This window comes from Schauerella aestuarii, assembly GCF_009866805.1.
In the GTDB taxonomy this organism is placed as follows: domain Bacteria; phylum Pseudomonadota; class Gammaproteobacteria; order Burkholderiales; family Burkholderiaceae_B; genus Schauerella; species Schauerella aestuarii.
The window spans coordinates 194,382-218,403 of the sequence record NZ_SIZW01000040.1; the positions used below are offsets into that span (position 1 = coordinate 194,382).

Here is a 24,022-nt window from a genome sequence, read left to right on the forward strand (position 1 = left end):
TGGGATGGACCGTCGGTGCAGCAAAGGGCGGTTGGTCGTTGCCCGCCGTAGCGGTCGACGGCGTGTCGCGCTGTCCGCCCATGGCGGCTGCTGGAGGCGAGGCGTTTGCCGCTGCTGCCGCCGCCACTGCATTTGCCACCAGGCGATCGAAACGCGCCGGCGTGATGCGCGCGTAGGGCTGACCATCGATCATCATCGACGGCGATTGCGCACACAGGCCCAGGCAATACACGGATTCGAGCGTGTAGCGGCCATCGTCGGTGGTGGTGTTGAAGGCGCACCCAAGGCGGGCTTCGGCATGCGCCGCAATGGCTTCGCCGCCGCGCGATTGGCACGACTCGGCGCGGCACACCTCGATCACATGATCGCCGGGCGGGGCCGTGCGAAAGTGCGGATAGAACGTAATCACGCCATGCACTTCGGCGCGCGACAGATTGAGCGCCTCGGCCAGCGTCCCCACAGTTTCGGGCGGAATGCATCGCAAGCGGTGCTGGATGGCATGCAGGATGGGCAATAGCGGGCCCGGGGTGTCGCGGTGCTGGGCGATGGCTTCGCGAGCCACTGCAATTGCCGGGCTACAGGACGGGGCCGCAAGCGGCACTACGCGCGTCTCCATCGCGTATCTCCTTATGTCTCTGCCGGCTTGTGCCGGCTTGTCGTCTTGGCCATCCGGTCTTGTTTATATGCAAAACTAAGCATATAAAACCGATATGGAAGCACTTAATTCGTTATGGGCCTTACTCTATTCCTGTGAATCCACGGCTTCAATAAGAGATTTATGACATATAAGAGCCTGCGCATCGGGTTGCGTCCTGCTTGGTCCCTGGCCAGCAGCCATGGCGATGCGGGCGTGCCGCTCGCCGACATGCTGGCGCTGCTGGCCGCAATCGATGCCGTGGGCAACATTGCAGGTGCCTGTCGCGCCTGCAATTTGTCGTATCGCCATGCCTGGGGCATCCTGCGGAAATTCGAAGGTCTGTTCGGTACGCCGTTGCTGGTCACGCGCCGCCGTCAGGGCACCACGCTGTCGCCGTTTGCGCAGCGCCTGTTGTGGGCCAACCGCCGGATCGAAGCCCGCCTGATGCCCACGCTGGACAGCATGGCGTCCGAACTCCAGGAAGAGCTGGCGCGCCTGTTGCCGGAGGACGGCCCGCATCTGCGGCTGCATGCCAGCCATGGCTTTGCCGTCGAAGCGCTGATGCAGCACATGAGCGACCAGAAACCCGGTCTGGAGTTGCGCTATCGCACCGCCATCGAGGCGTTGGCATCCCTTGAACGGCGAGAGTGCGACTTGGCGGGTTTTCAGGTGCCGCTGGGCGAATTCGAGCAGCCCATCCTGGCACGCTATGCACAGTGGCTGGATCCGGACGACTATCTGCTCATCCATCTGGCGGTGCGCAATACGGGTCTATTCGTGCAAGCAGGCAATCCCAAGGGCATCGACGATCTGCGCGATCTCGCGCGCGCCGATGTGCGCTTCGTCAATCGGCAGATCGGATCGAGCACGCGTTATCTGGTGAGCCTGATGCTGGAGAAGGCCGGCATCGCGATCGGTGAGGTCAGCGGCTACGAAAGCAACGAGTTCACACACATGGCGATCGCGGCGCACATCGCCAGCGGCATGGCCGATACCGGCGTGGGCGTGGAAACTGCTGCATGGCGGTTTGGACTGGACTTCATCCCGCTCGTGCGCGAGCGGTATTTCTTCGCCATCCGCCGCGCGGGACTTGATACACCCGGCATGGCGGAACTTCTGCGTATTATGCGCAGTCCTCAATATGTGGCTTATGTGGGGCAGCTCGTCGGTTACGACGCGCAGGAAACCGGGCAACTGGTGACGGTGGCCGAGGCGTTCCCAGGGCTGACGCTATGATGGATATATGAGCAAGGTTATTTTTCTCACCGAGCAACGCCGGGCATCGCTGCCCGAGATATGGACGGGCGACTTGCCCGCTGCCGGTGAGCCCGTGCGCGACTTGCGCGCGCGGCCGCTGCGCGATCTGCGCATCTCGGTCACCGACCGGTGCAACTTCCGCTGCACGTATTGCATGCCGCGGGACGTGTTCGACAGTCACTACACCTTCATGCCGCATTCGGCCTTGCTGTCGTTTGAGGAAATGGCGCGCGCCGCGCGCGTGTTCGCCGAACTGGGCGTGGAGAAAATTCGACTCACGGGCGGCGAGCCGCTGATGCGCAAAAACCTGGAAGTGCTGATCGCCATGCTGGCCGAGATCCGCACACCCAGCGGCCAACCCCTGGATCTCACGTTGACCACCAACGGCAGCCTGCTCACGCGCAAGGGGCGCGCGCTCAAGGATGCCGGACTGAATCGCCTGACGGTGAGTATGGATGCGCTGGACGACGCCACCTTCCAGCGCATGAGCGACACCGATTACACGGCCAGCGACGTTCTTCGCGGCATCGATGCCGCCGCCGATGCGGGGCTCGACAATATCAAGGTCAACATGGTCGTGCGTCGCGGCATCAACGACGATCAGATCTTGCCGATGGCGCGCCAGTTTCGCGGCACCCCCCATGTGCTGCGTTTCATCGAATACATGGATGTGGGGTCGACCAACGGGTGGAACCTGCAGGATGTGGTGCCCAGCGCCGAGATCGTGGCACGCCTGGGCGCGGCCTATCCGTTGGCGCCGCTGATCGACGATCCCATGGGGCGCGTAGCGGAACGTTGGCGCTATCTGGATGGCGCCGGCGAAGTGGGCATGATTTCGAGTGTGACGCAGGCCTTTTGCGGCGGCTGTACGCGCGCGCGCTTGTCACCTGAAGGACAGTTGTTCCTGTGCTTGTTTGCCGGCCACGGCCATGACCTGCGCGAAGTGCTGCGCGGGGATCAGGACGATGAACGGTTGCGCCGCCGGATCGCGCAGATCTGGACCGCGCGCGGCGATAACTACTCCGAGCAGCGCAGCGCCGCCACGGGCCAAGGCCCGCGTGACGCCGAGCGTCCGGTCGAAATGAGTTATATCGGCGGATGAGGCGCAAAGGGCGCGGCGCTGCGCGTCCCGCCCCGATAATGCCGCGTTACGCCAGCCAGCGTGAAAAGTCGTAATACGCAACTTTTTCGCCGTCGTAAACCGCCGTACCGGCCGGAATGCGCGCCAGGCCGCTCGCCCAGGGAAGCGAGCTGATGATGCCCGATCCTTGCTGACCGAAGGCCGTGAGTTCCACATTGCCGCCGGTTGCCGTCGATGCGCGCACGCGCAAAAATTCTTCGCGGTCGTCCTGATGCGGCTGCTCGGTGCGCAGCGTTTGCGCGTAGACCGCCGGGAAGATGTCGGCACGGCCCTGACGCCGCCGGATCAGTGGCGACACCAGCAGCGTGAATACCGCAAAAGCCGACACGGGGTTGCCGGGTAGACACACGATGGGCGTGTCATCGATGTGCGCCAACGCCACCGGTTTGCCGGGCTTCATCTTCACCTTCCACAGGTCGAGTGTGCCGCCCAGGTCCTCGATCGCCGGCTTGACCAGATCTCGTTCGCCGACCGATACGCCGCCCACACTCACGACCAGATCGCAATCGTCGACGAGCGTGCGCAGCGCGCGTTGCAGGTCCTCTTTGGTATCGATGGCATGCAGCACATGCACGACCTCGGCGCCCAGGCCGGTTGCCAGCGTGGCCAGCATGACGCCGTTGGAATTGTAGATCTGGGCCTCGCCACGGGGCTCGCCGGGCGCGACCAGTTCGTCGCCGGTGGTGAGGATGCCCATGCGCAGACGCGTGAACACCGTTACCGTGGCCACGCCTTGCGAGGCCAGCAGGGTGAGATGGGCGGCCGTGAGAAGCGTGCCCGCGGCGATCAGTTCGCGGCCGGTGGTCGTGTCTTCACCGCGTTTGCGCACGTGCTGTCCCGGGCGCGGCGCGACCAGCAATTTGACTTCGCCGTCAGCCTCTTCCGTGTCTTCCTGCATGATCACGGTATCGGCGCCAATGGGGATGATGCTGCCGGTAAAGAGGCGCGTCGCGTGTCCGGGTGTGAGCGGTTGCGGCTTGTCGCCAGCGAAACTGCGTTCCTGGATCGGCAGCACCACGCCCGGTTGAAAATCGGTGGCGCGGATCGCATAGCCGTCCATCGCGCTATTGTCGGCGGGCGGCAAATCCAGTGTGGCCACCACGACCTCGGCCAGGATGCGTCCCGCCGCTTGCGTCAACGGCACGTGCTCGGTGGTGCCGATCGGCACGCCGGCGTCGGCCAGGCGTTGTTGTGCGTCGTCGAAGGAAATCATTGCGAACCACCCTTATGCGCTAAAGCCGTGCGCTTGAACTGCGCTGCGAAATTGCAGCTGTTGGCACTATCCATTTGCTCGCGCAGGATGCCATCCCATGCCGTGCGGCAGGCGCTGGTCGAACCCGGCAGGCAAACGATCAGCGTGTCGTTGGCGTAACCGGCCAAGGCGCGCGATTGAATGGCGGAAGCGCCGATTTCGGCAAACGACAGGTGCCGAAACAACTCGCCAAACCCGATCACTTCCTTATCCAGCAACACCGACACGGCTTCGGGGGTCGCATCGAGTTGGGTAAAGCCGGTGCCGCCGTTGGTAAAGACGACCTGCACCTCGGGATCGGCGATCCAGTCGCTCACCACGCGTCGAATCTGATAGATATTTTCGGGCACGATGTCGCGCCGGATGCATGCATGACCGGCTTGCGCCAGGCTCTCCGCCAGATAATTGCCCGACGTGTCGTCGCCCGCCGTGCGGGTATTGCTCACGGTGAGGACTGCGCAGGCAAGGGATAGGGGATGCTCGTTCATGATGGCTCCTTCGATGGTGAGGGCGCTGCCGCCCATTGCGCCGTGCGCTGGCTGTCGGTCGCACGCTGTTCGACCCAGAAGTCTTTCCCATCGGCAAGCGTCTCGCGCTTCCAGAAGGGCGCCCGGGTCTTGAGGGCGTCGATAATGAATTCGCAGCCGCGAAATGCGTCGCCGCGATGGGCGCTCGCCACTGCCACGAATACGATCTGCTCGCCATGGCCGAGTGCGCCCACGCGATGGATGATTTCCGTGTCGGTCAGCGGCCAGCGGCTGCGAGCCTCGCGATCGATGGCCTCGAGCTCCCGTTCGCACATGCCGGGATAGTGATCGAGAAACAGGGTGCTGGTGGCCTCGCCGGGCGCGTAGTCGCGCACATATCCCACGAACGTCACCACCGCGCCCATGTCGCCGGCCGCCCGCGTGCGCAATGCCTGCTGGCTGGCTGCGGCGTCGAAATCGCGCTCCTGGATGGTGATCATCGCCTAGCCCCCGGTGACGGGTTCGAACACGGCCACTTCATCGCCGGCCGCCAGCGCCACGTCGGGCTGCGCATGCGTTTGATTGACCGCGAGCTTGAGCCGGGTGGCCTGATTCAGGTCAGGATATTTTTGCGTGAGCGACGCGAGCAGATCGGCGCCGCGCATGCCGGCCTGTACCGGCCACGCCTCGGCGCGTTTTCCGGTCAGTTCCGCGATGCGTGCAAAGTACAGCACATCAATCGTTGCGCCATTCGCCACTCTTGCCTCCTGATTTGTAGACCAACCGCACGCCGTCGATGACGATGCCCTTATCCGCCGCCTTGCACATATCGTAAATCGTCAGTGCCGCGATGCTGCAGGCCGTCATCGCTTCCATCTCGACGCCGGTCTTGTCTGCCGTGCGGCAGGTGCTGCGGATCTCGATGCGATGGGCGGCATCGTCCAACGCAAAATCCACGCCCACGAACGACAGCGGCAAGCTATGGCATAACGGGATCAATTCGGCGCAGCGCTTGGCCGCGAGAATGGCCGCCACGCGTGCGGTGTTCAGCACTTCCCCTTTGCCTTGGCCGGGTTGGGTGAGCAAGCCATAGGCTTGTGCGTTCATGCGCACCGTGGCGCAGGCAATGGCGGTGCGTGCCGTGGGCGTCTTGGCGCCGACGTCGACCATGGTGATCTGGCCGGCGTCGTCTAAATGGGAGAGCGTGGGAACGGAGTCGGACATGATGGATGCGTGCCGGTTGGAGAAAACAAACCCGCCGCCCGCGAGCGGGACGTACGGCGGCTAATGATAGACGAGTGGCGGATCGCGGATGATAATGCCCTGATCGCAAGCCAATTATGTCAGGAGATCCTATGACGACCCGCACGCCCGACGGAAGTTCCGAGTTTGACAGTCTCTTGCCGCCGTTGCGGGTCGACCGCCGGGGCTTCATGACGACGACCCTCGCCACGGGCTTTGCGCTGGCAGCGGGTCAGGTTCAGGCGCAGACCGCCATCAAGACCGATGCGGATGGCCTCACGGCCGGTGCGGTCGAGATCCCCGTCAAGGGCGAGAAGATTCCCGCTTATCGCGCCATGCCGGCCGGCAAGCAGAATGTGCCGGTCGTACTGGTGGTTTCCGAGATTTTCGGCGTGCACGAGTACATCCAGGACGTATGCCGCCGTCTGGCCAAGGCCGGGTATATGGCGATTGCGCCCGAGTTGTTCGCCCGGTACGGCGACGCGACCAAATACACCGATATCCCCAAATTGCAGGCCGAGATCGTCAGCAAGGTGCCTGACGCCCAGGCGATGAGCGACCTCGACGCCACCGCGGCGTGGGCGGCCACCCAAGGGGGCGATCCCGAGAAACTCGCGATCACGGGCTTCTGCTGGGGCGGCCGCATCGTTTGGCTGTATTCGGCGCACAACCCGAAACTGAAGGCCGGCGCCGCCTGGTATGGCCGGTTGAAGGGATCGCCCGATGCGCTCAAACCGGACAACCCGATCGATCTGGTTCAGAAGCTCAACGCCCCGGTGATCGGTGCCTATGGCGAAAAAGACGCCGGGATTTCGCTCGCCGACGTGGACGACATGCGCAATGCGCTCAAAACCGGGTCGGCGGCAGCGCAGGCGTCACGCATCGATCTGTATGGGGACGCGCCGCACGCGTTCCATGCCGATTACCGCCCCAGCTATCGCGAGGCGGCTGCCAAGCAGGCTTGGGTGCGCATGCTGGATTGGTTCGCACAGAAAGGCGTGAGTGCTTGAGCGGCAACGCAAGCACTTCGCGGCCTGATTATTTGAACAAGCGCGCCGCGATCGCTTGATCCGACCGGCGCCAACAACCGGGCGCGGATCGCTTGAACGGACCGCTGCCGACCAGCGCGCGGGGGTCAATTGATTCGACCGCGCCAACGGCCGGGCGGCGTTTCATTTTGCGGGATCGGGCAGGCTTCCGGTGACTTCGGCGATCCCGCGCTTCATATCCTCGTACTGCATGGTGCGGTCGATCTGCAAGCTCTGCAGCACGCCCGTGCAGCCGTTTACGTTGCGGCGGCGCATGTCTTCCAGCGCCTCGCGGCCGTGCACGCGCCCGGCCTCATACAGCGCATCGAAGCGCTCGCCCGAAAACCCGTACTCGCGACCGAACTGCAGCAGATTCGTCCGCATATTGTCGTGCTGTGCGTTCACGTCCGGCGCCGCCGCTCCGCACACTTCCGCTGCGCCATTGCTGGCGCCCGATGTCGCGATCAATTGTTCGTACATCGTCTGATCGAATGCGATCGGCTCGGCGGCGTGCGCACTGCCAACAAGGATTGCAAAGGGCAGGGCAAGGGCAGCGCGCCATAGCGATGGTGTGCGAGCGAAAAGGGATCCGGATGTCATAGCGATACGGTGGCGTGCTCTGCAGGAAGTAGCCGCCGATTCTAGTCCCGGTGGGCGACGCATGGCGGGCGGGGACCCGTTACGATCGTGTCAGGGTGTACGCGAACGTATCGCGCTCCGACGGCTGCGCCGGGTTGTCATGGCAACCCTCTATGATGTGGGGTTGTGCGCATGTGCGCGCCTGTTGTTTCACCTTGGAGATCTTCATGACCATCAAAGTCGGCGATCGCGTACCGGACGGTACGTTGACGGAATTCATTGAAACCGAAACGCCCTCGTGTTCGTTGGGCCCCAATGCTTTCCAGGTGGCCGATCTGGTCAAAGGCAAGAAGATCGCTGTGTTTGCCGTGCCGGGCGCCTTCACGCCCACCTGCTCGGCCAAGCACCTGCCGGGTTATCTGGCGCAGGCCGATGCACTGCGCGCCAAAGGCGTGGACGAAATCTGGTGCGTGTCGGTCAACGATGCGTTCGTCATGGGCGCCTGGGGCCGCGAGCAGCACTCGGCTGGACGCGTTCGCATGTTGGCCGACGGTTCCGCAGCGTGGACGCGAGCGCTGGGCCTGGAACTCGATCTGAATGCGCGCGGCATGGGCGTGCGCTCGCAGCGCTATTCCGCATTGCTTGACGACGGTGTGGTCAAGCAACTCAACGTGGAAGGCGCAGGCAAATTCGAAGTCAGCGACGCCGACACGATGCTGTCACAGCTTTGATTTTCATTTGATTGACCTCGCCATGCGTCCGATCGGGCGCATGGCGCGCTCCGGCATTGGCGCCGGATGCTGCTCTTGCCGCTTTTATGCTGACCACGCTTCACGCTTTTTCTTCCCTTTACGCTGCCACGCTGTTGATGATGCTGGGCAGCGGCCTGTTCAATACCTACATGGGCTTGCGGCTTACGTCGCAATCCGTGAGCGAAGTATGGGTGGGTGCACTGATTGCCGGCTACTACCTGGGTCTGGTGTTCGGCGCGCGCTTGGGCCACAAATTGATTATCCGCGTGGGACATATCCGCGCGTTCACGGCCTGCGCCGCGGTTGCGACCGCGATGGTGCTGGCGCAGACGCTCGTCGATGCCATCCCGGTATGGATGCTGTTTCGAATCATCTCCGGCGTGGCGATGGTGACGCAGTTCATGGTGCTGGAGAGCTGGCTGCATGAGCAAACGCCCAACGAGCAGCGCGGCCAGGTGTTTTCGTTTTACATGGTGGTGTCCAACCTGGGCGTGGTGCTGGGGCAATTGGCGCTAACCGTCTTTCCCGGCGCGATCGATCTGCGGCCGCTGATTCTGGTGGGCGTGTGCATGGTGATGTGCCTGGTGCCGATCGCGATTACGCGCCGTTCGCACCCGCCATCACCGCTGCCCGCGCCGCTGGACTTCAAGTTTTTCGCCGGCCGCGTGCCGCTTTCCCTGACGGTGATTTTCGTCGCCGGTAATCTGTCGGGCGCCTTCTACGGCCTGGCTCCGGTGTTCGGCACGAAAGCCGGACTCACCACCACCGAGGTGGCACTGTTCGTGGCGACCGGTGTGGCGGCGGGCTTGGTGTCCCAATGGCCGGTAGGATGGCTTTCCGATCGCATCAACCGACCGGGTTTGATGCGGTTCAACGCCATCATGTTGATGCTGCTGTCGGTACTGCTCTGGGGCCTGTTCGACCTGCCGTTCTGGGCCATGCTGGTGCTGTCGGGCTTGATGGGCGCCCTGCAATTCACGCTCTATCCGCTGGGGGCGGCGTTCGCCAACGATCACGTCGAGCACGAGCGGCGCGTCGGCCTGGCGGCCGTGCTGCTGATCACCTATGGCTTGGGGGCGTGCGTGGGGCCGTTGATTGCCGGGGGCTTGATGTCGCTGTTCGGCCCGCACAGTTATTTCATGTTCATCTCGGCCTGCGCGGCCGTGCTCGTCTGGCAAGTGCGCCCGGCGCGCGTGACCAATGCCCACCAGGTCGAAGAGGCACCGGTGCACTTCGTGCCCATGGCCACCAGCCTGGAAAGCACCGCCACGGTGGTGGTGCTGGATCCTCGCGTGGATCTGGATGTGGACATCACGATGGAAGGCATCGTGCAGCCCCAGGATGCGGATACGGCGTCGGTGCCTGAAGAGGGTGCCGTACTGGCCGCCCAGGCTGCGGCCGCGCCTTATGAGCCGCCGCCCGAAAGCGGCTTGGAGACGGCGCCTGAAAGTGATCGTGAGACACCGGCTGAAAGTGACGGAGACACGGCGCTCGAGCGCAGCGAGGAGGCGGCAGTTGATCCGCTCGCCGGCACAGCTGCGGCAGCCCGCGTCGACAACGCTTCAGCTCCCGACGCTGAAGCGTCGCAAGCTTATGCATTTCCGGAGACCGGTGGCACGGCAGCCGACGCTGCTGCGCCTGCATCTCCGGTGACTGCGGGCGGATTGGTACAGGTCGAAACCAAGCGCCCGGTGCCTGATCCAAACCCTACCAAGGCGCCATAAGCGCAATCGTTACCACGGCCAGAATCAGGCCCAGCACGTTGAGGCGGCTGACGTGTTCCTTGAAGAGCACGGCACCGGCCAACGTGCCCACAGCGATCACGCCGATGTTCATCGTGGAGAACACCACTGCCGGATCGTTGGGCAGATTCTGGTGCGCCCGAATGTAGGTGTAGATGTTTGCGAAGTTCATCACGCCGAGCACCACGCCAGCCAGGCAGTCGCGGCGGCGCCAGCTCACGCGGGTGATGAGCAGGTAGGCGAAAATCACCACGCCGGCCAGCAGGAATGCCATCAGCAAACCATTGCCGAACGCCGTTCCCGATTTGGCGACCTGCTTGAACAGCACATCGATGACGCCATAGCCCAGCCAGACGGCGAGGGGCCACACCCAGATCGGAACGGGGGACGCGCCTGCCAAGTCTGCGGCGGCGCCGAATCGACCGGTAGCGGGGCGATTTCCGGCAGACGCGATAGGGGCTGTGGCCGCCGATCCGCCTCCCGCGCTGATGGGGTGCTCCACGCCTGCCGCACGCGAGACGCCTGCGGGGTTGCGCGTCTTGGCCAGCAGGCAGAGCAAGGCGATCAATCCCACCGCGATCGCCGCACCCTTGCGGGCAGTCAACGTATCGCCGAAAAAGAGAAACGCCGCCACTACCGGAATGAACACCGACAACCGTTGCGCAGCATCGCTGCGCACAATGCCTACGTGGCGGACCGCGCGTCCCATGGCAACGAACACGGTGGGAAGCAGGATGCCCAGTGCGATCAATACGCCCCAGGGGGTGCCGGTGTTGTTGATTGCGGAAAGGTTGGCGCCCAGCAGTAGCCAGCACGCCAACGCCGCGATCACATAATTGACTGCGATGGCCTGGCGGATGTCGATATCGAAACGCCGCGCCAGTTTGAGCAGGATCGCGACCGTGACGCTGCACAGCACGCTGGTGATCAAAAACAGAAATCCGGGATTCATCGACATGGTGCGTGTGCCGTGCTGGAGAGGGTGGAGGAGAGCGTATCGGGACGCAGGCCCAACTGCGCGAGCAATTCTACGTCGGCGTTGGATTCCGGGTTGGGCGTGGTCAGCAGGGTATCGCCGTAGAAAATCGAATTTGCGCCCGCGAGCAGGCAGAGCGCCTGTTCGGCAGGAGAAAGATCGGTGCGTCCGGCTGATAGCCGCACACGGGCCAGCGGCAGCGCGATGCGGGCGACTGCGATGGTGCGCGCGAACTCCAGCACATCCAGATCGGCGGCGTCGGCCAACGGCGTGCCGGCCACGCGAACCAGTCGATTGATCGGCACGGATTGCGGTTGAGGGCTCAGCATCGTCAGTTGGGCGATCAACGCTGCACGCTGCTCGCGCGATTCGCCCATGCCCACAATGCCGCCGCAGCAGACGTTGATGCCGGACGCGCTCACGTGAGTCAGCGTATCGAGTCGATCCTGATAGCTTCGCGTGCTCACGATCCGGCCGTAGAACGTGGGGGCGGTATCGAGATTGTGGTTGTAGTAATCGAGGCCGGCGGTTTTCAGGGCGCGGGCTTGTGCGGCGTCGAGCATGCCGAGCGTGACACAGGTCTCCAGCCCCAATGCCTTCACTTCGCGGATCATCTCGGCTACTCGCTCGAGATCGCGTTCCTTCGGCCGCTTCCATGCCGCGCCCATGCAGAAACGCGTGGCGCCCTGATCGCGGGCGGCTCGAGCGGCAGTCAGCACATCCGCCAGCGGCATCAGTTTCTCGGCTTTCACCGGCGTATCGTGATGCACCGATTGCGGGCAGTAGCCGCAATCTTCCGGGCACCCGCCGGTCTTGATCGACAGCAGACTCGATAGTTGAATGTCGTGCGGATCGAAATGATCCCGCAGCACCGTTTGCGCGCGCTGAATCAGATCGTTGAACGGCAACGCATAGAGCGCAAGCACCTGCGCCGTCGTCCACGCGGGGGGCGGTGCAGTGGCAACTGCTGCACCGAGAGGGGAAGGATCGGATGAGGGAGACATGATCAGCGCCGCTAAGAGCAGGAAAGCGCGGATATTAGGGAGAACGCCGTCCCCGCCGCAATGTGGCGAAATTGGCCGCGTTTGGCATCGTCTTCGACGTGCTTGGCGGAAGAACACGCCGCGATGTGTGCAGGGTGCCGATAACATGCCGCGAACGGCGCCTATCTCGTTATGCTCAAAAATTGTTATTGAATGTAATTGACGCGATTGGCGTGCATTGTGCGCTGGCGCTGGCTTTGGCGCTGGCTTTGGCGTTGGCGGCACGTGCATCATGTGACCGCCGTTGGTGTGTAGGGGGGATGCGTTTCGCTGCCGAGTCGATATTCCGAGCGCGCGTGGGCAGCGCCAGTGCGCGCGCAAGAAGAGGCCATCCGCGAGCGGCGGAGAACCCTCTTGCTTACGCTGGCCGACCGGTGGTCAGTCATCGATGTGCGAGTCGGCGTTGATAACGCAGGGACTGGAGCGAGGCGATGCCGTGGAGCTTTGCAGAAAGGCAATGCAAAGGGGCAAGGAAGAGAAGCAATGCAGAGAAGCAATGCAGAGGAGCGGCCATGAGTACGGCCAACTAAATCTGCGGCGATCGTGTGTACCGTTAGTGGGATACGGTGGCGCTACGTTTCGATCGTACAAAAACAAAAAAGCCCGCTACGATAAATCGTGCGAGGCTCTTTGCTTCGTGCAGAAAGATTTGGCGGAGCGGACGGGGCTCGAACCCGCGACCCCCGGCGTGACAGGCCGGTATTCTAACCAACTGAACTACCGCTCCGCAGCGGCTTACGTCACATACTTCAAACTACTATTTTACTTCAACTGCTGACCTGCAACTTCGATACTGCTGCCAAAAAATCTTGGCGTCCCCAAGGGGATTCGAACCCCTGTACTCACCGTGAAAGGGTGATGTCCTAGGCCTCTAGACGATGGGGACCGGACCGTACAAACTACCTTCTTCGCAACGCTTTGACTGGTGGAGGTAAGCGGGATCGAACCGCTGACCTCTTGCATGCCATGCAAGCGCTCTCCCAGCTGAGCTATACCCCCGTCAACTAGATATTTTTGCTTCTTTCGTAGCGCCTTTTTGTTGCCAATCAGTCGCTTCGTTTTCGCTAGATATTTAGTGCGTGCCGCGAAGAAACGAGATTATGCACGAACTTTTTTGAGTGTGCAAGTCGGTAGGGGAAAAAACATAAAAAAGATCAAAAAAGTTTTGAGGCATACGATATGCGGGCGTTTTCGATTCACCAGAACGAGGAGTTGCCGTGCATCCAGTCACCTCATTTCCAGTGCGCGCACTGGGTACTACCGATATGTCCATCACGCGCGTCGGCTTCGGCGCGTGGGCGTTGGGCGGCGGGGATTGGGCGCGGGGGTGGGGCGCGCAAAACGATGCCGAATCGATCGCTGCGATCCAGCATGCCGTGCGCCGCGGCATCAACTGGATCGATACGGCGGCGGTGTATGGCTTGGGTCATTCTGAGACCATCATCGGTCAGGCGCTCAAGGGTCTGTCACGCGCTGAGCGCCCGCTGATTTTCACCAAGGGCGGCTTGCGATGGGACGATCACGATCGGCAGGCCATGCCGCGAAGGGTGGGCGATCCGGACAGCCTGCGCGAGGAGATCGATGCCTCCCTCAAGCGGCTCGGCGTGGAAACGATCGATCTTTATCAAATGCATTGGCCTACCGACGATGGCACACCGCTCGAAGCGTACTGGCAGGTGCTGCTCGATGCGAAACGCAGCGGCAAGGTGCGCGCCGTGGGGCTGTCCAATCACAACGTGGCGCAGCTCGAGGCGGCCGAGCGTCTGGGGCATGTGGATAGCCTGCAGCCGCCGTTCTCTGCCATTCAGCGCAGTGCCGCCGACGATGTGTTGCCCTGGTGCGATCGCCACAATACGGGTGTGATCGTGTACAGCCCCATGCAGTCAGGCTTGTTGACGGGCACGATGACCCCGGATCGCGTGCGCGCGCTGGGCCACGACGATTGGCGTGCGGGTCATGTGGAGTACACCTCCCCGCGCCTCGAACGTAACCTTGCATTGGCCGACGCGATGAAGCCTCTGGCGCAGCGTCACGGTGCCACCACCGCGGCTGTGGCAATTGCGTGGACGCTGACCTGGCCTGGCGTCACCGGCGCGATCGTGGGCGCACGTAGCCCCGCGCAGGTCGACGACTGGTTGGCAGCGGCCACGTTGGAATTGGATGACGACGATCTGGATGCGGTCGCTGACGCCATCGCCCGCACCGGGGCGGGTGTGGGCCCGGCACGACCGCCGCGGCGGGAAGATGATTCAGTGCTGGATATCCTGCCGAGTCTGTCGCTGTAGCACTATCGCCGCCGCATGCGCCACGACATGCCGGCCACGAGCATCAGGCCCACGATCAGCAACGCGGGGCCATCGCCCCAACGCGTGTACGGCGTCAAGCCCGTCATCCCCTGCACCGAGACTTCAAGCACGCCGGATGTATGCGACGGGATGGAATCGGTGACGCGGCCCTGTGCATCGATCAGAGCCGTGAGCCCGGTATTGGTGGCCGCAAGCATGGGGCGCGCCGTTTCGATGGTGCGCAAGCGTCCGATTTGCAGATGCTGGCGCAAGGCCCACGAATCGCCGAACCAGCCCAGATTGCTGACGTTGGCCAGGATCGTCGCGCCCGGGGTGCCGTCGGCGCCTGTGCGAATGGCGGGCAGCAGCTCGTCGCCAAACAGATCTTCGTAGCAGATGTTGAACGCGATGTGCTGGTCGCGCACGGCAAATGGGGTCTGCCGCTCGGGGCCGCGATTGAAATCGCCAAGCGGGATCTGCATGGCGCTCACGAACCAGCGGAATCCGGTGGGCACGTATTCGCCGAAAGGCACCAGATGACGCTTGTCGTACAGGCGCTCGACCGAGGCGGTTTCGAGCGCTTCGGCGGACGTGTTGCCGTCGAAGGCGACGACACTGTTCGTATAATTCGATTGGCCATCGGCGCCCTTGCGGTGCAACGGCACACCCATCGCAAAGGTGGTATTGGCCTTGGCGGCCAGGCTGCGCCAGATTTCCCACGTGTTGGGCGGCAATTGATCCTGGAACACCGGGAGCACCGTTTCGGGCAGCAGCACGAAGTCGGGGGCGGGCTTGCCGGCAGACGCGGGTTGTGCGGCCAGGCGCATGTGCTTGATGATGCCTTGCTCCATCAGCGCCGGTTCGAACTTCTGCGACTGCGGCACATTGCCTTGCACCAGACGCACGGCCAACGGATTGCCGGCAGGGCTGGACCAGCCGATCGACGCGATGACGCCGCCCACCACGACCAGGGCGCCTGCCACGCCGAGCGTGAGTGCACGCTGGCGCCAGGCGAGGCCGTTGGCGGCCAGGAGCGCCACCGCAGCAGCCACGAAGGCGGCCGCGAATGCCAGGCCGTACGCGCCGAAAAGTGGTGCCCAGCCGGCGAGCGGGCTATCGACGTGACCGTAGGCGATATTGAGCCATGGAAAGCCGGACATGATCACGCCCCGCAACCATTCGAAGGCGGTCCAGGTGGCGGCCCAGGTGGCCGTGTGCCGCAGCCAGGTCACGGCGCCCGGGGGACGGCCGGGTGTGGCAGCGGCGGGGCGCACGGTCAACCAGCGCGCCAGCGCACATGCTGCGGCGGGATACAGCGCGAGATAGGCGGCGAGCGCCAGCACGCCGCCCGCCGCGAGGGGCGCCGCCATGTAGCCGTATACATGCAGGCTGATGTAAAGCCAGTACAGGCCAACGGCATACGTGACGAGGGCAAAAAGACCGCCGTCGAGCGCGGCGCGGCGCATGCTGGGTGCAGTGAGCGTGAGCCGGGCCAGAATGCCTAAGCTTACGATCTGCGCGATGGCCAGGAGCGCGGTGGGCAACGGACCCGGCGCAAAGCACAGCGCCTGCAGCACGCCGGCCAGAACCAACGCACCGCGCCGCATCCAGGCGGCTCGGGGCGAGGGCTTGATGGGCACTGCCGTGGTCACGTCAGGCGCCGCTGCCGCCCGGGGTTTCCGGGGTGTCGGCCGCTGCAGGGGCGAGGCGCGTAACGCGCAGCCACAGCGCACGGCGGGCGTCGGCACGCAGGACATCCACGCGCAGATCGCCGTGCTGGGCGTAATCGCCGCGGCGTGGAATGCGGGCGAGTTCGCCGCTCAGCCAGCCGCCGAGGGTGTCGTAGTCGTCTTCGGGGAAGTCGGCTTCGAACGCTTCGTTGATGCGATCCAGATCCGTCGTGGCCATCACGCGCCAGCGATTTTCGCCTTCTGCAAAGATGGTCGTGGCTTCGTCTTCGTCGAATTCATCTTCGATTTCGCCCACGATCTGTTCGAGCACGTCTTCCATCGTGACGAGCCCTGAAATGCCGCCATGCTCATCGATCACGATGGCCTGGTGATTGCGGCGCTCGCGGAACTCGTGCAGCAGAACGTTCAAACGTTTGCTTTCAGGAATGAAGACGGCGGGCCGCAGCAGCGAGCGCACTTCGATGCCCGGTTCGAGCATGCACCGCAGCAGATCCTTGGCGAGCAGAATGCCGATGATGTTGTCGCGATCGCCTTCGAACACGGGGAAACGCGAGTGCGCGGTTTCGATGACCATGCCGAGCAAGGGCTGCAGCGGCAGCGCGATGTCCAGCGTATCCATGCGGGAGCGGGGCACCATGATGTCGCCGACGGTGCGCTCGGACACGGCCAGCGCGCCCTTGATCATCGCGTACGACTCGGCATCCAGAAGGTCGCGCTCGTGGGCGGCTTCGAGAATGGCCTTGATGCCCTCACGATCCTCGGGTTCGCGTCGAACCAGGGACAACATGCGGTCTAACAGGGATTTTGGGGAAGACTTGGCGGCGCGCGCGGCGTCCGCATCGGGGGCAGGAAGAGGGTCGGGCATCGTCCAGGAGGACAAGTTTTGGAAGCTTGAGGATAACCGAATATCTCAAGCATATTTGTAACTGTGCGGTGCAGGGTTATAGGGACAAGTACGGATCCGCGATGCCCATGCGCGCCAGTGCTGCGGTTTCCAGCGCTTCCATGTGTCGGGCATCCTCATCGTCCAGATGGTCGTAACCCAGCGCGTGCAGGGTGCCGTGGATGGTGAGGTGAGCCGCATGGTCTTCGAAGCGTTTGCCTTGCTCGCGGGCTTCGCGCACCAGCACCGGCTTGCAGATCACGATATCGCCGCGGGCCACGCCATCGGGGCCCACACCGTATTCGAACGTGAGCACGTTGGTCGCGTAGTCGCGCTCGCGGAAATCGCGATTGAGTTGACGCCCCTCTGCCTGGCCGACGAGGCGGATGCTCAACGCCGCCGTCTGCGCCAGCTCGGGCGCGTCTTCGAAGGCTGCGGCCAGTGCGCGGCCCACCCAGCGCCGCAGTCGCCAGCGCGGCAGCCGTGGTTCGGCAACGCCGTATTGCACCGATAACGCAAAATCAGGCATGGCCATCGTGCTCGGCCGCCTGTTCGTACGCATCCACGATACGTGCCACTAAGGGATGGCGCACCACATCGCGGCTGGTGAAGCGCGTGGTGGCGATGCCGTTGACGGCTTCAAGCACCGTCACGGCGTGCGCCAGCCCGCTTTTGTGGCCGCGTGGCAGATCCACCTGGGACGGATCGCCGGTAATGACGGCTTTACTGCCGAAGCCGATCCGTGTGAGAAACATCTTCATCTGCTCGGGCGACGTGTTCTGGGCTTCGTCCAGGATCACGAACGCATGGTTGAGCGTGCGGCCGCGCATGTAGGCGAGCGGCGCGATTTCGATGGCTTGTTTTTCGAACAACTTCTGCACGCGTTCGAAGCCCATCAGGTCATACAGCGCGTCGTACAACGGCCGCAAATAAGGATCGACCTTTTGTGCGAGATCGCCGGGCAGGAAGCCCAGGCGTTCGCCCGCTTCGACGGCAGGGCGGGTGAGCACGATGCGTTGCACGGTTTCGCGCTCGAGGGCGTCGATCGCGCATGCAACGGCCAGCCAGGTCTTGCCGGTGCCGGCGGGGCCCACGCCGAACGTAATGTCGTGCTTGAGGATGTTGTTGAGATAGTCGCGCTGGCGCGGTGTGCGCGGCCGCAGATCGCTGCGGCGGGTGCGCAATGCGATCACGTCGCCTTCGTCGTCCAGCGGCGGCAGCTCGAGGGCGGCCTCGGCGACCGCTGCCGCTGGTGTCTTCTGGGTGGCGCGCTCGGCGGCGGTCTTGGCCGCTTGTTCGGCAGCCAGCGCCGATGCCGCTTGCGCTTTCATCTCGACCACGCCCAGCTGAATGTCTTCGACGCTCAGTTCGCGGTGGACGGCCTGTTGATGAAACCGGCGCAACGACCGGGCGGCCAGTTCGGCGTTTTCGCCGTCGAGCGTGACGCGATTGCCGCGGCGTGCCAGTTGCACGTCGAAGCCGTCGGCGATCTGCTTCAGGTTTTCATCCAGCGGGCCGCAAAGGTTGGCCAAGTGATGATTGTCGCCATCGAGATTGACGATTTCGGGCAAGGCACGGCGGCGGGAAGCGCGCGCGGTGCTCATTGCGCGGGCTCCAGGGCCCGATCGCGATCTGCCATCACCACACTGCCGCGCAACGAGTTCGTATGCGCCTGCGTGATCTCGACGTCGATCATCTGCCCGATAAGCCGTGCCGGGCCGGGGAAATTGACCGTTCGGTTGTTTTCGGTGCGGCCCATCAACTCGGTGACGTCACGGCGCGCGTGGCCTTCGACCAGCACCCGTTCGACCTTGCCCAGCATATTGCGGCTGATTTCGGCAGTCTGCTCGTTGATGCGGGCCTGCAAGCGTTGCAGGCGTTGGAGCTTGACCGTTTGCGGCGTGTCGTCGTGCAGATCGGCGGCCGGTGTACCCGGGCGGCGCGAATAAACGAACGAGAACGACGTATCGAAGCCCACGTCGTCGATGAGTTTCATGGTCTTTTCGAAGTCGGCCTCGGTTTCGCCGGGAAAGCCGACGATGAAATCGGACGACAGCGTGAGGTTGGGGCGTGCCGCGCGCAGCTTGCGCACCACCGACTTGAATTCGAGTGTGGTGTAGCCGCGCTTCATGGCGGCCAGCACCGGGTCGCTGCCGGCTTGCACCGGCAAATGCAGGAACGACACGAGCTTGGGCAGGCGGGCGTACGCCTCGATCAGGCGTGCCGTCATTTCCTTGGGATGCGAGGTTGTGTAGCGGATCCGTTCGATACCGGGAATCTCGTGCACGTACTCGAGCAGCATCGCAAAGTCGGCAATCTCGGTGGTGTCGCCCATGCGCCCGCGGTACGCGTTCACGTTCTGGCCCAGAAGCGTCACTTCCTTCACGCCCTGGTCCGCCAGATCGGCGACTTCGATCAGCACGTCGTCGAACGGGCGCGACACTTCTTCGCCGCGCGTGTAGGGCACGACACAGAAGCTGCAGTACTTGCTACAGCCTTCCATGATCGAGACGAACGCCGTGGGACCGTCGATGCGGGCGGGCGGCATGGCATCGAATTTTTCGATTTCGGGAAAGCTGATGTCGACCTGCGAGCGGTTCTGCAGCTTGCGCTGACGGATCAGCTCCGGCAGGCGATGCAGCGTTTGCGGGCCGAACACGACGTCCACGTACGGCGCCCGCTTGACGATAGCCTCGCCTTCCTGGCTGGCCACACAGCCGCCGACGCCGATCACCAGATTGGGGTTCAGTTGCTTCAGGTGCTGTACGCGGCCCAGATCCGAAAACACCTTCTCTTGCGCTTTTTCGCGCACCGAACAGGTGTTGAACAGGATGACGTCGGCATCTTCCGGCGTATTTGTGATCTCGAGCCCTTGATCTTCGCGCAGGACGTCGGCCATCTTGTCCGAGTCGTACTCGTTCATCTGGCAGCCGAACGTGCGGATGAACAGCTTGCGCGTTTTCGCGGGCGTCTCGGCGGTCGGGGTAGGGGGAGTGATCGAGGGGGACGCGTTGGGCATCCGTTTGAGCGGTGTTTCTTGCATGGTGGCCGTGACGGGTTTAGATCCCGGGGGCAAAAGAGGAAAAAAGGAGTTTAGCGCGCCTGGGCGGAAAACGTGAGGCGATCCGGCCTGCAGGCGGTGAGCGCGCCGGCAATCAGGCCGGCGAGGGCGGAGAGGCGTGGGAAATCCGGGTTGAGGTGAGCGGGAATGCGGGGCGATCCGGCGCGGTGTTGCATTTCCAATGCGCCTGTCGCGCATCCAGACGGTTACGATAGCGCCTTCAAAATCCCAGACCCATCCAATGCCCCTGCCTCCCCTCCCCAAACCGGGTGCCCCATTCGCCGGTGTGCCCACCGCGCCCAAACGCAGCCTGGTCGTTGTGCTGGCCGCGGTCGTCGTGCTGGCACTCCTGGCGCTGGCCTGGTTTGTCGATCGCCCGCTGGCGCTGGAGCTGCAGCAGGGCGTGACGCCGGCCTGGCGCAAGATTGCACGGGTGTATGACGATCTGGGCGATAGCGAGAAGTACTTGATCGTGGCGTTGGTTCTCTACATCTGGTCGTTGGTGGGCATGCGCCGCGGCTGGACGTGCCCGATTCGTGCCGGCTTCGACCGCGTGGCGCGTTGCAGCCTTTTCTTGATCGTGACGATGGCGATCAGCGGGTTGGTCACGTGGATACTGAAGATGGTGGTGGCGCGTTCGCGTCCGGAATTGCTGCACAACACCGGTTTCTACGGCTTGGGCGACATGTTCTCGGGCGACCCCTTCGATTCGTTTCCGTCCAGCCATACCTTGACGGCCTTCGCTGTGGCCTTCGTGATCGGCGCGATTGCGCCGCGTCTGCGCATTCTGGCAGTCGTGCTGGCGTTTGGCGTGGCCTTTGCCCGCATGGCGATTCAACAGCACTTTCTGTCCGACGTGCTCGCGTCGGCCTGCATCGCCTGGGCAATTGCCACCTACATGGCACCGCGCATGTTGAGCCCGGCGTATACCTGGCCCGTGCGCACGCCGTGGCGCTGGTGGCAGCGCCGGTAATCCGGATATCGCAGGCACGTGCCTGGCAGACGCTGCCATTGACCTGCCAAGCGCAGCGCGGCGTCGTCACAGACGACCAGCAAAAAAATAACCCGGCACCGTGAGGTGACCGGGTTATTTCATGCTGATCGTGGAAGCAGAGCGGCCCCTCAGGGCCATCCCCGCTCAAGCGACTTCGACGTTGTCTTTCTTGACGGGCTTGACCATATCTTCGCGCTTCACACCCATCCACATGGCGAGTGCGGCGGCCACGAACACCGACGAGTAGATGCCGAACCAGATACCGATCAACAGCGCCAGCGCAAAGTAATGCAGCGATGGGCCACCGAAGATCAACATCGAGCCCACCATCAGCGTGGTCGAGCCGTGGGTGATGATGGTGCGCGAGATCGTTTGCGTGATGGCGCTGTTGATCACTTCGGTGGTGTCGGCCTTGCGGTACTTGCGGAAGTTTTCACGGATCCGATCCATGATAACGACCGACTCGTTGACCGAGTAGCCAAGCACCGCGAGCACCCCCGCGAGCACGGGAAGCGAGAACTCCCATTGGAAGAACGCGAAGAAGCCGAGGATGATCACCACATCGTGAAGGTTGGCGATCACCCCGGCCACGGCGAATTTCCATTCGAATCGTATGCCGAGGTAGACCATGATGCCGATCACCACCACGATGAGCGCCATGAGGCCGTTGTGCACGAGCTCCTCGCCAACCTGCGGGCCCACGAACTCGACCCGGCGCAGTTCTACATCGGGGCTCACTTCCTTCAGGCCCTTCAGCACGACTTCGCTCTGCGCGGCCGAGGTTTGACCCTCGCCCAAGGGCAAACGAATCATGACGTCGCGCGAGGTGCCGAAGTTGGCGACCTGGAAGTCGGTGTAGCCGAGCTTGGTGACGGCGCCGCGAACCGTTTCGAGCTGCACGGCCTGCGGATAGTTGACTTCCATCAACGTGCCGCCGGTGAACTCGATCGACAGATGAAAGCCGCGCACGATGATGAAGAACACCGCCAGGACGAAGGTAATCAAACTGATGGCGTTCAGCACCAATGCATGGCGCATGAACGGGATGGTGCGGTGGATTCGGAAGAATTCCATGTGACTGAGACGCCTGTATTCGTGCTTAGTTTTGCTTGGGTTTCCAGACTTCGCCGATCGAGATCGAGGCGAGCTTGCGCTTGCGGCCGTACCAGAGGTTGGCCAGGGCGCGCACGCCGACCACCGAGGTGAACATCGACGTCAGAATACCCAGGCAGTGAACGACGGCAAAGCCGCGAACCGGACCCGAACCGAATGCCAACAGGGCCAGGCCGACGATCAGCGTGGTCAGGTTGGAGTCGAGAATGGTGCCCCACGCGCGTTCGAAACCGTGATGGATGGCCTGTTGCGGCGAGGCGCCGTTACGCAACTCTTCGCGGATCCGTTCGTTGATGAGCACGTTGGCGTCGATCGCCATCCCCAGCGTGAGCGCGATGGCCGCGATGCCGGGCAGGGTGAGCGTGGCCTGCAGCATCGAGAGCAATGCCAGCAGCAGCAACACGTTGAACGCCAGACCGAGCGTCGAGAAGATCCCGAACAACTGGTAGTAGACGATCATGAAGATCGCGATGGCCAGGAAGCCGTACAGCGTGGAGTTGAACCCCTTGCTGATGTTGTCGGCACCCAGGCTGGGGCCGATCGTGCGTTCTTCGATGATCGACATCGGCGCGGCCAGCGAACCGGCGCGCAGGAGCAGGGCGGTATCGGCGGCTTCTTCGGCGCTCATGCTGCCGGAGATCTGCACTTGTCCACCGGCGATTTCGCTGCGGATGACCGGCGCCGTGACCACTTCGCCACGGCCGTTCTCGAACAGCAGGATGGCCATGCGGTTGCCGACGTTGTCGCGCGTGGTGTCGCGGAAGATCCGCGCGCCTTGCGAGTCGAGCGTCAGATGCACGGCGGCCTGTTGGGTCTGGCCGTCGCGGCCCGGCTGCGCGTCCTGCAGGTTTTCACCCGTGAGCACCACCTGGCGGCGCACCAGAATCGGGCGGCCGTCGCGATCGTTGTAGCGTTCCAGACCGAACGGCACGGTATTGGACATGAGCGCGCTTTGCGCGGCCGGCGAATCGTCGACCATGCGGATTTCGAGCGTGGCCGTGCGGCCCAGCAACTCTTTGGCCTTGGCGACGTCTTGCACGCCCGGCAACTGCACCACGATCCGGTCGGTGCCTTGCTGCTGAATCACCGGTTCGGCCACGCCGAGTTCGTTGATCCGGTTGTGCAGCGTGCTGATGTTTTGCTTGAGGGCGCTTTCCTGCACGCGCGTGACGGCGGCGGCGTTCATCGTGCCCACGAGCTGCGGGCGGTTGCCGTCGGCGCGCGTGGTGAATTCGAGATCGGGTTGGCGTGCGCGCACGGCGGAAATGGCGCGGTCGCGCGCATCTTCGGCGTTGAACGTCGCCACCACGCTGTCGCCATCGCGCTCGACGCTGCGGGCATCGATGTTTTGCTGGCGCAAGGTGGTGCGCATGTCGGAGGCGAGCGAATCGTAGCGGCCGGTCAGGGCGCCGCGCATATCCACTTGCAGCAGGAAGTGCACCCCGCCGCGCAAATCGAGGCCCAGATACATCGGTTTGGGCTCGAACCACCCCAGCGTGCGCATCCACGGCGGCGAGGCCGGCAGCAGGTTCAGGGCGATCGTGTATTGCGGGTCGTCAGGGATGGTATTGAGCTGTTTGTCCAACAGGTCGCGCGCGCGCAACTGTGCATCGTTGGAGTTGAAACGCGCCCGGATCGTGCCTTGGGTGCCGTTTTGCTCGTAATACACACCATCGGCCGGCGTTTGGGCCGCGTTGAGGATTTGCTCGACGCGATCTAACAACGATTGGTCGACCTTGACCGTGGCCTTGGCGCTGGACACTTGCACCGCCGGCGTTTCGCCGTAGAAATTGGGCAACGTGTAGAGCAGACCGATGACGACCGCGACCAGGACCGTGATGTACTTCCAGAGGGGATAGCGGTTCATTGACGGCAGGAA

At 63.4% G+C, this 24,022-nt stretch carries 21 protein-coding genes, 3 tRNA genes and 2 pseudogenes; 7 read left to right on the forward strand and 19 right to left on the reverse strand.

Annotated elements, in window-relative coordinates; all coding sequences use genetic code 11:
- Positions 1-118: 118 nt before the first annotated feature.
- A pseudogene (locus tag EYW45_RS07675) lies at positions 119-616 on the reverse strand (formate dehydrogenase subunit gamma); the annotation flags it as partial.
- A gap of 162 nt (positions 617-778) precedes the next feature.
- On the opposite strand from EYW45_RS07675, the gene EYW45_RS07680 reads away from it, so the two are divergent.
- Entirely contained in the window at positions 779-1,873 is a 1,095-nt protein-coding gene (locus EYW45_RS07680; protein ID WP_161134804.1) for a substrate-binding domain-containing protein, read from the forward strand.
- 7 nt (positions 1,874-1,880) lie between these two features.
- Entirely contained in the window at positions 1,881-2,996 is a 1,116-nt protein-coding gene (gene moaA / locus EYW45_RS07685; RefSeq protein ID WP_161134805.1) for a GTP 3',8-cyclase MoaA, read from the forward strand.
- Between the two features lie 46 nt (positions 2,997-3,042).
- Here the strand turns inward: moaA and EYW45_RS07690 are convergent, their stop codons facing one another.
- The 5 genes from EYW45_RS07690 to moaC are packed head-to-tail and all read right to left on the reverse strand — an operon-like array spanning position 3,043 to position 5,978.
- Positions 3,043-4,248, reverse strand: a complete 1,206-nt coding sequence (locus EYW45_RS07690; protein WP_161134806.1) for a molybdopterin molybdotransferase MoeA — start codon at positions 4,246-4,248, stop codon at positions 3,043-3,045.
- A complete protein-coding gene (moaB, locus tag EYW45_RS07695) occupies positions 4,245-4,775 on the reverse strand; it encodes a molybdenum cofactor biosynthesis protein B (protein WP_202444638.1) in 531 nt (176 codons plus the stop codon). The genes EYW45_RS07690 and moaB overlap by 4 nt, the downstream gene beginning before the upstream one ends.
- On the reverse strand, positions 4,772-5,254 hold the full coding sequence (locus EYW45_RS07700) for a molybdenum cofactor biosynthesis protein MoaE (protein ID WP_161134807.1): 483 nt from the start codon (positions 5,252-5,254) through the stop codon (positions 4,772-4,774). Before EYW45_RS07700 ends, moaB begins: the two co-directional genes overlap by 4 nt.
- 3 nt (positions 5,255-5,257) lie before the next feature.
- Positions 5,258-5,512 (reverse strand): MoaD/ThiS family protein, encoded by a 255-nt coding sequence (locus EYW45_RS07705; protein WP_328703604.1) that lies wholly within the window; start codon positions 5,510-5,512, stop codon positions 5,258-5,260.
- Positions 5,490-5,978, reverse strand: a complete 489-nt coding sequence (moaC, locus tag EYW45_RS07710; RefSeq protein ID WP_161134808.1) for a cyclic pyranopterin monophosphate synthase MoaC — start codon at positions 5,976-5,978, stop codon at positions 5,490-5,492. The genes EYW45_RS07705 and moaC overlap by 23 nt, the downstream gene beginning before the upstream one ends.
- Before the next feature lie 131 nt (positions 5,979-6,109).
- Between moaC and EYW45_RS07715 the strand changes: the two genes are divergently transcribed.
- Complete coding sequence (locus tag EYW45_RS07715) at positions 6,110-7,006, forward strand: dienelactone hydrolase family protein (RefSeq protein WP_161134809.1); 897 nt, start codon at positions 6,110-6,112, stop codon at positions 7,004-7,006.
- Between the two features lie 162 nt (positions 7,007-7,168).
- Here EYW45_RS07715 and EYW45_RS07720 read toward each other — a convergent pair whose 3' ends face one another.
- Positions 7,169-7,504, reverse strand: coding sequence for a hypothetical protein (locus tag EYW45_RS07720; RefSeq protein WP_161134810.1), 336 nt, complete (start codon positions 7,502-7,504; stop codon positions 7,169-7,171).
- A gap of 326 nt (positions 7,505-7,830) precedes the next feature.
- Between EYW45_RS07720 and EYW45_RS07725 the strand changes: the two genes are divergently transcribed.
- Both EYW45_RS07725 and EYW45_RS07730 read left to right on the forward strand, forming a co-directional pair.
- Positions 7,831-8,334, forward strand: a complete 504-nt coding sequence (locus EYW45_RS07725; protein ID WP_161134811.1) for a peroxiredoxin — start codon at positions 7,831-7,833, stop codon at positions 8,332-8,334.
- An 86-nt stretch (positions 8,335-8,420) separates the two neighbouring features.
- Positions 8,421-9,758 (forward strand): annotated as a pseudogene (locus tag EYW45_RS07730) (MFS transporter); the annotation flags it as partial.
- Positions 9,759-10,062: 304 nt separating this feature from the next.
- On the opposite strand, the gene EYW45_RS07735 reads toward EYW45_RS07730, so the two are convergent.
- From EYW45_RS07735 to EYW45_RS07755, 5 genes are all read right to left on the reverse strand, one after another.
- Positions 10,063-11,049 carry an EamA family transporter gene (locus tag EYW45_RS07735; RefSeq protein ID WP_161135379.1) on the reverse strand — a complete coding sequence of 329 codons (987 nt, stop codon included), beginning with the start codon at positions 11,047-11,049 and terminating at the stop codon, positions 10,063-10,065.
- Positions 11,046-12,077, reverse strand: coding sequence for a biotin synthase BioB (gene bioB / locus EYW45_RS07740; RefSeq protein WP_161134813.1), 1,032 nt, complete (start codon positions 12,075-12,077; stop codon positions 11,046-11,048). The genes EYW45_RS07735 and bioB overlap by 4 nt, the downstream gene beginning before the upstream one ends.
- Positions 12,078-12,766: 689 nt before the next feature.
- Positions 12,767-12,843, reverse strand: a tRNA-Asp gene (locus EYW45_RS07745).
- A gap of 83 nt (positions 12,844-12,926) precedes the next feature.
- Positions 12,927-13,002 (reverse strand) — tRNA-Glu (locus tag EYW45_RS07750).
- A 37-nt stretch (positions 13,003-13,039) separates the two neighbouring features.
- A tRNA-Ala gene (locus EYW45_RS07755) sits at positions 13,040-13,115 on the reverse strand.
- Positions 13,116-13,381: 266 nt separating this feature from the next.
- On the opposite strand from EYW45_RS07755, the gene EYW45_RS07760 reads away from it, so the two are divergent.
- Entirely contained in the window at positions 13,382-14,401 is a 1,020-nt protein-coding gene (locus tag EYW45_RS07760; RefSeq protein ID WP_161135380.1) for an aldo/keto reductase, read from the forward strand.
- Positions 14,402-14,403: 2 nt separating this feature from the next.
- Here the strand turns inward: EYW45_RS07760 and lnt are convergent, their stop codons facing one another.
- The 5 genes from lnt to miaB all read right to left on the reverse strand — a co-directional run bounded on the left by lnt (position 14,404) and on the right by miaB (position 20,018).
- Positions 14,404-16,035: an apolipoprotein N-acyltransferase gene (lnt, locus tag EYW45_RS07765; RefSeq protein WP_407924909.1), complete on the reverse strand. Its 1,632-nt coding sequence runs from the start codon at positions 16,033-16,035 to the stop codon at positions 14,404-14,406.
- A 19-nt stretch (positions 16,036-16,054) separates the two neighbouring features.
- On the reverse strand, positions 16,055-16,957 hold the full coding sequence (locus tag EYW45_RS07770) for an HlyC/CorC family transporter (protein WP_161134814.1): 903 nt from the start codon (positions 16,955-16,957) through the stop codon (positions 16,055-16,057).
- A gap of 76 nt (positions 16,958-17,033) precedes the next feature.
- Positions 17,034-17,510 carry an rRNA maturation RNase YbeY gene (ybeY, locus tag EYW45_RS07775; RefSeq protein ID WP_161134815.1) on the reverse strand — a complete coding sequence of 159 codons (477 nt, stop codon included), beginning with the start codon at positions 17,508-17,510 and terminating at the stop codon, positions 17,034-17,036.
- Positions 17,497-18,579: a PhoH family protein gene (locus tag EYW45_RS07780; RefSeq protein WP_161134816.1), complete on the reverse strand. Its 1,083-nt coding sequence runs from the start codon at positions 18,577-18,579 to the stop codon at positions 17,497-17,499. The genes ybeY and EYW45_RS07780 overlap by 14 nt, the downstream gene beginning before the upstream one ends.
- Complete coding sequence (gene miaB, locus EYW45_RS07785; protein WP_161134817.1) at positions 18,576-20,018, reverse strand: tRNA (N6-isopentenyl adenosine(37)-C2)-methylthiotransferase MiaB; 1,443 nt, start codon at positions 20,016-20,018, stop codon at positions 18,576-18,578. The genes EYW45_RS07780 and miaB overlap by 4 nt, the downstream gene beginning before the upstream one ends.
- Positions 20,019-20,277: 259 nt before the next feature.
- Between miaB and EYW45_RS07790 the strand changes: the two genes are divergently transcribed.
- Positions 20,278-21,009, forward strand: a complete 732-nt coding sequence (locus tag EYW45_RS07790; protein WP_161134818.1) for a phosphatase PAP2 family protein — start codon at positions 20,278-20,280, stop codon at positions 21,007-21,009.
- A 165-nt stretch (positions 21,010-21,174) separates the two neighbouring features.
- Here EYW45_RS07790 and secF read toward each other — a convergent pair whose 3' ends face one another.
- Positions 21,175-22,104, reverse strand: coding sequence for a protein translocase subunit SecF (gene secF / locus EYW45_RS07795; protein ID WP_161134819.1), 930 nt, complete (start codon positions 22,102-22,104; stop codon positions 21,175-21,177).
- A gap of 25 nt (positions 22,105-22,129) precedes the next feature.
- Positions 22,130-24,010 carry a protein translocase subunit SecD gene (gene secD / locus EYW45_RS07800; RefSeq protein ID WP_161134820.1) on the reverse strand — a complete coding sequence of 627 codons (1,881 nt, stop codon included), beginning with the start codon at positions 24,008-24,010 and terminating at the stop codon, positions 22,130-22,132.
- Positions 24,011-24,022: the final 12 nt, after the last annotated feature.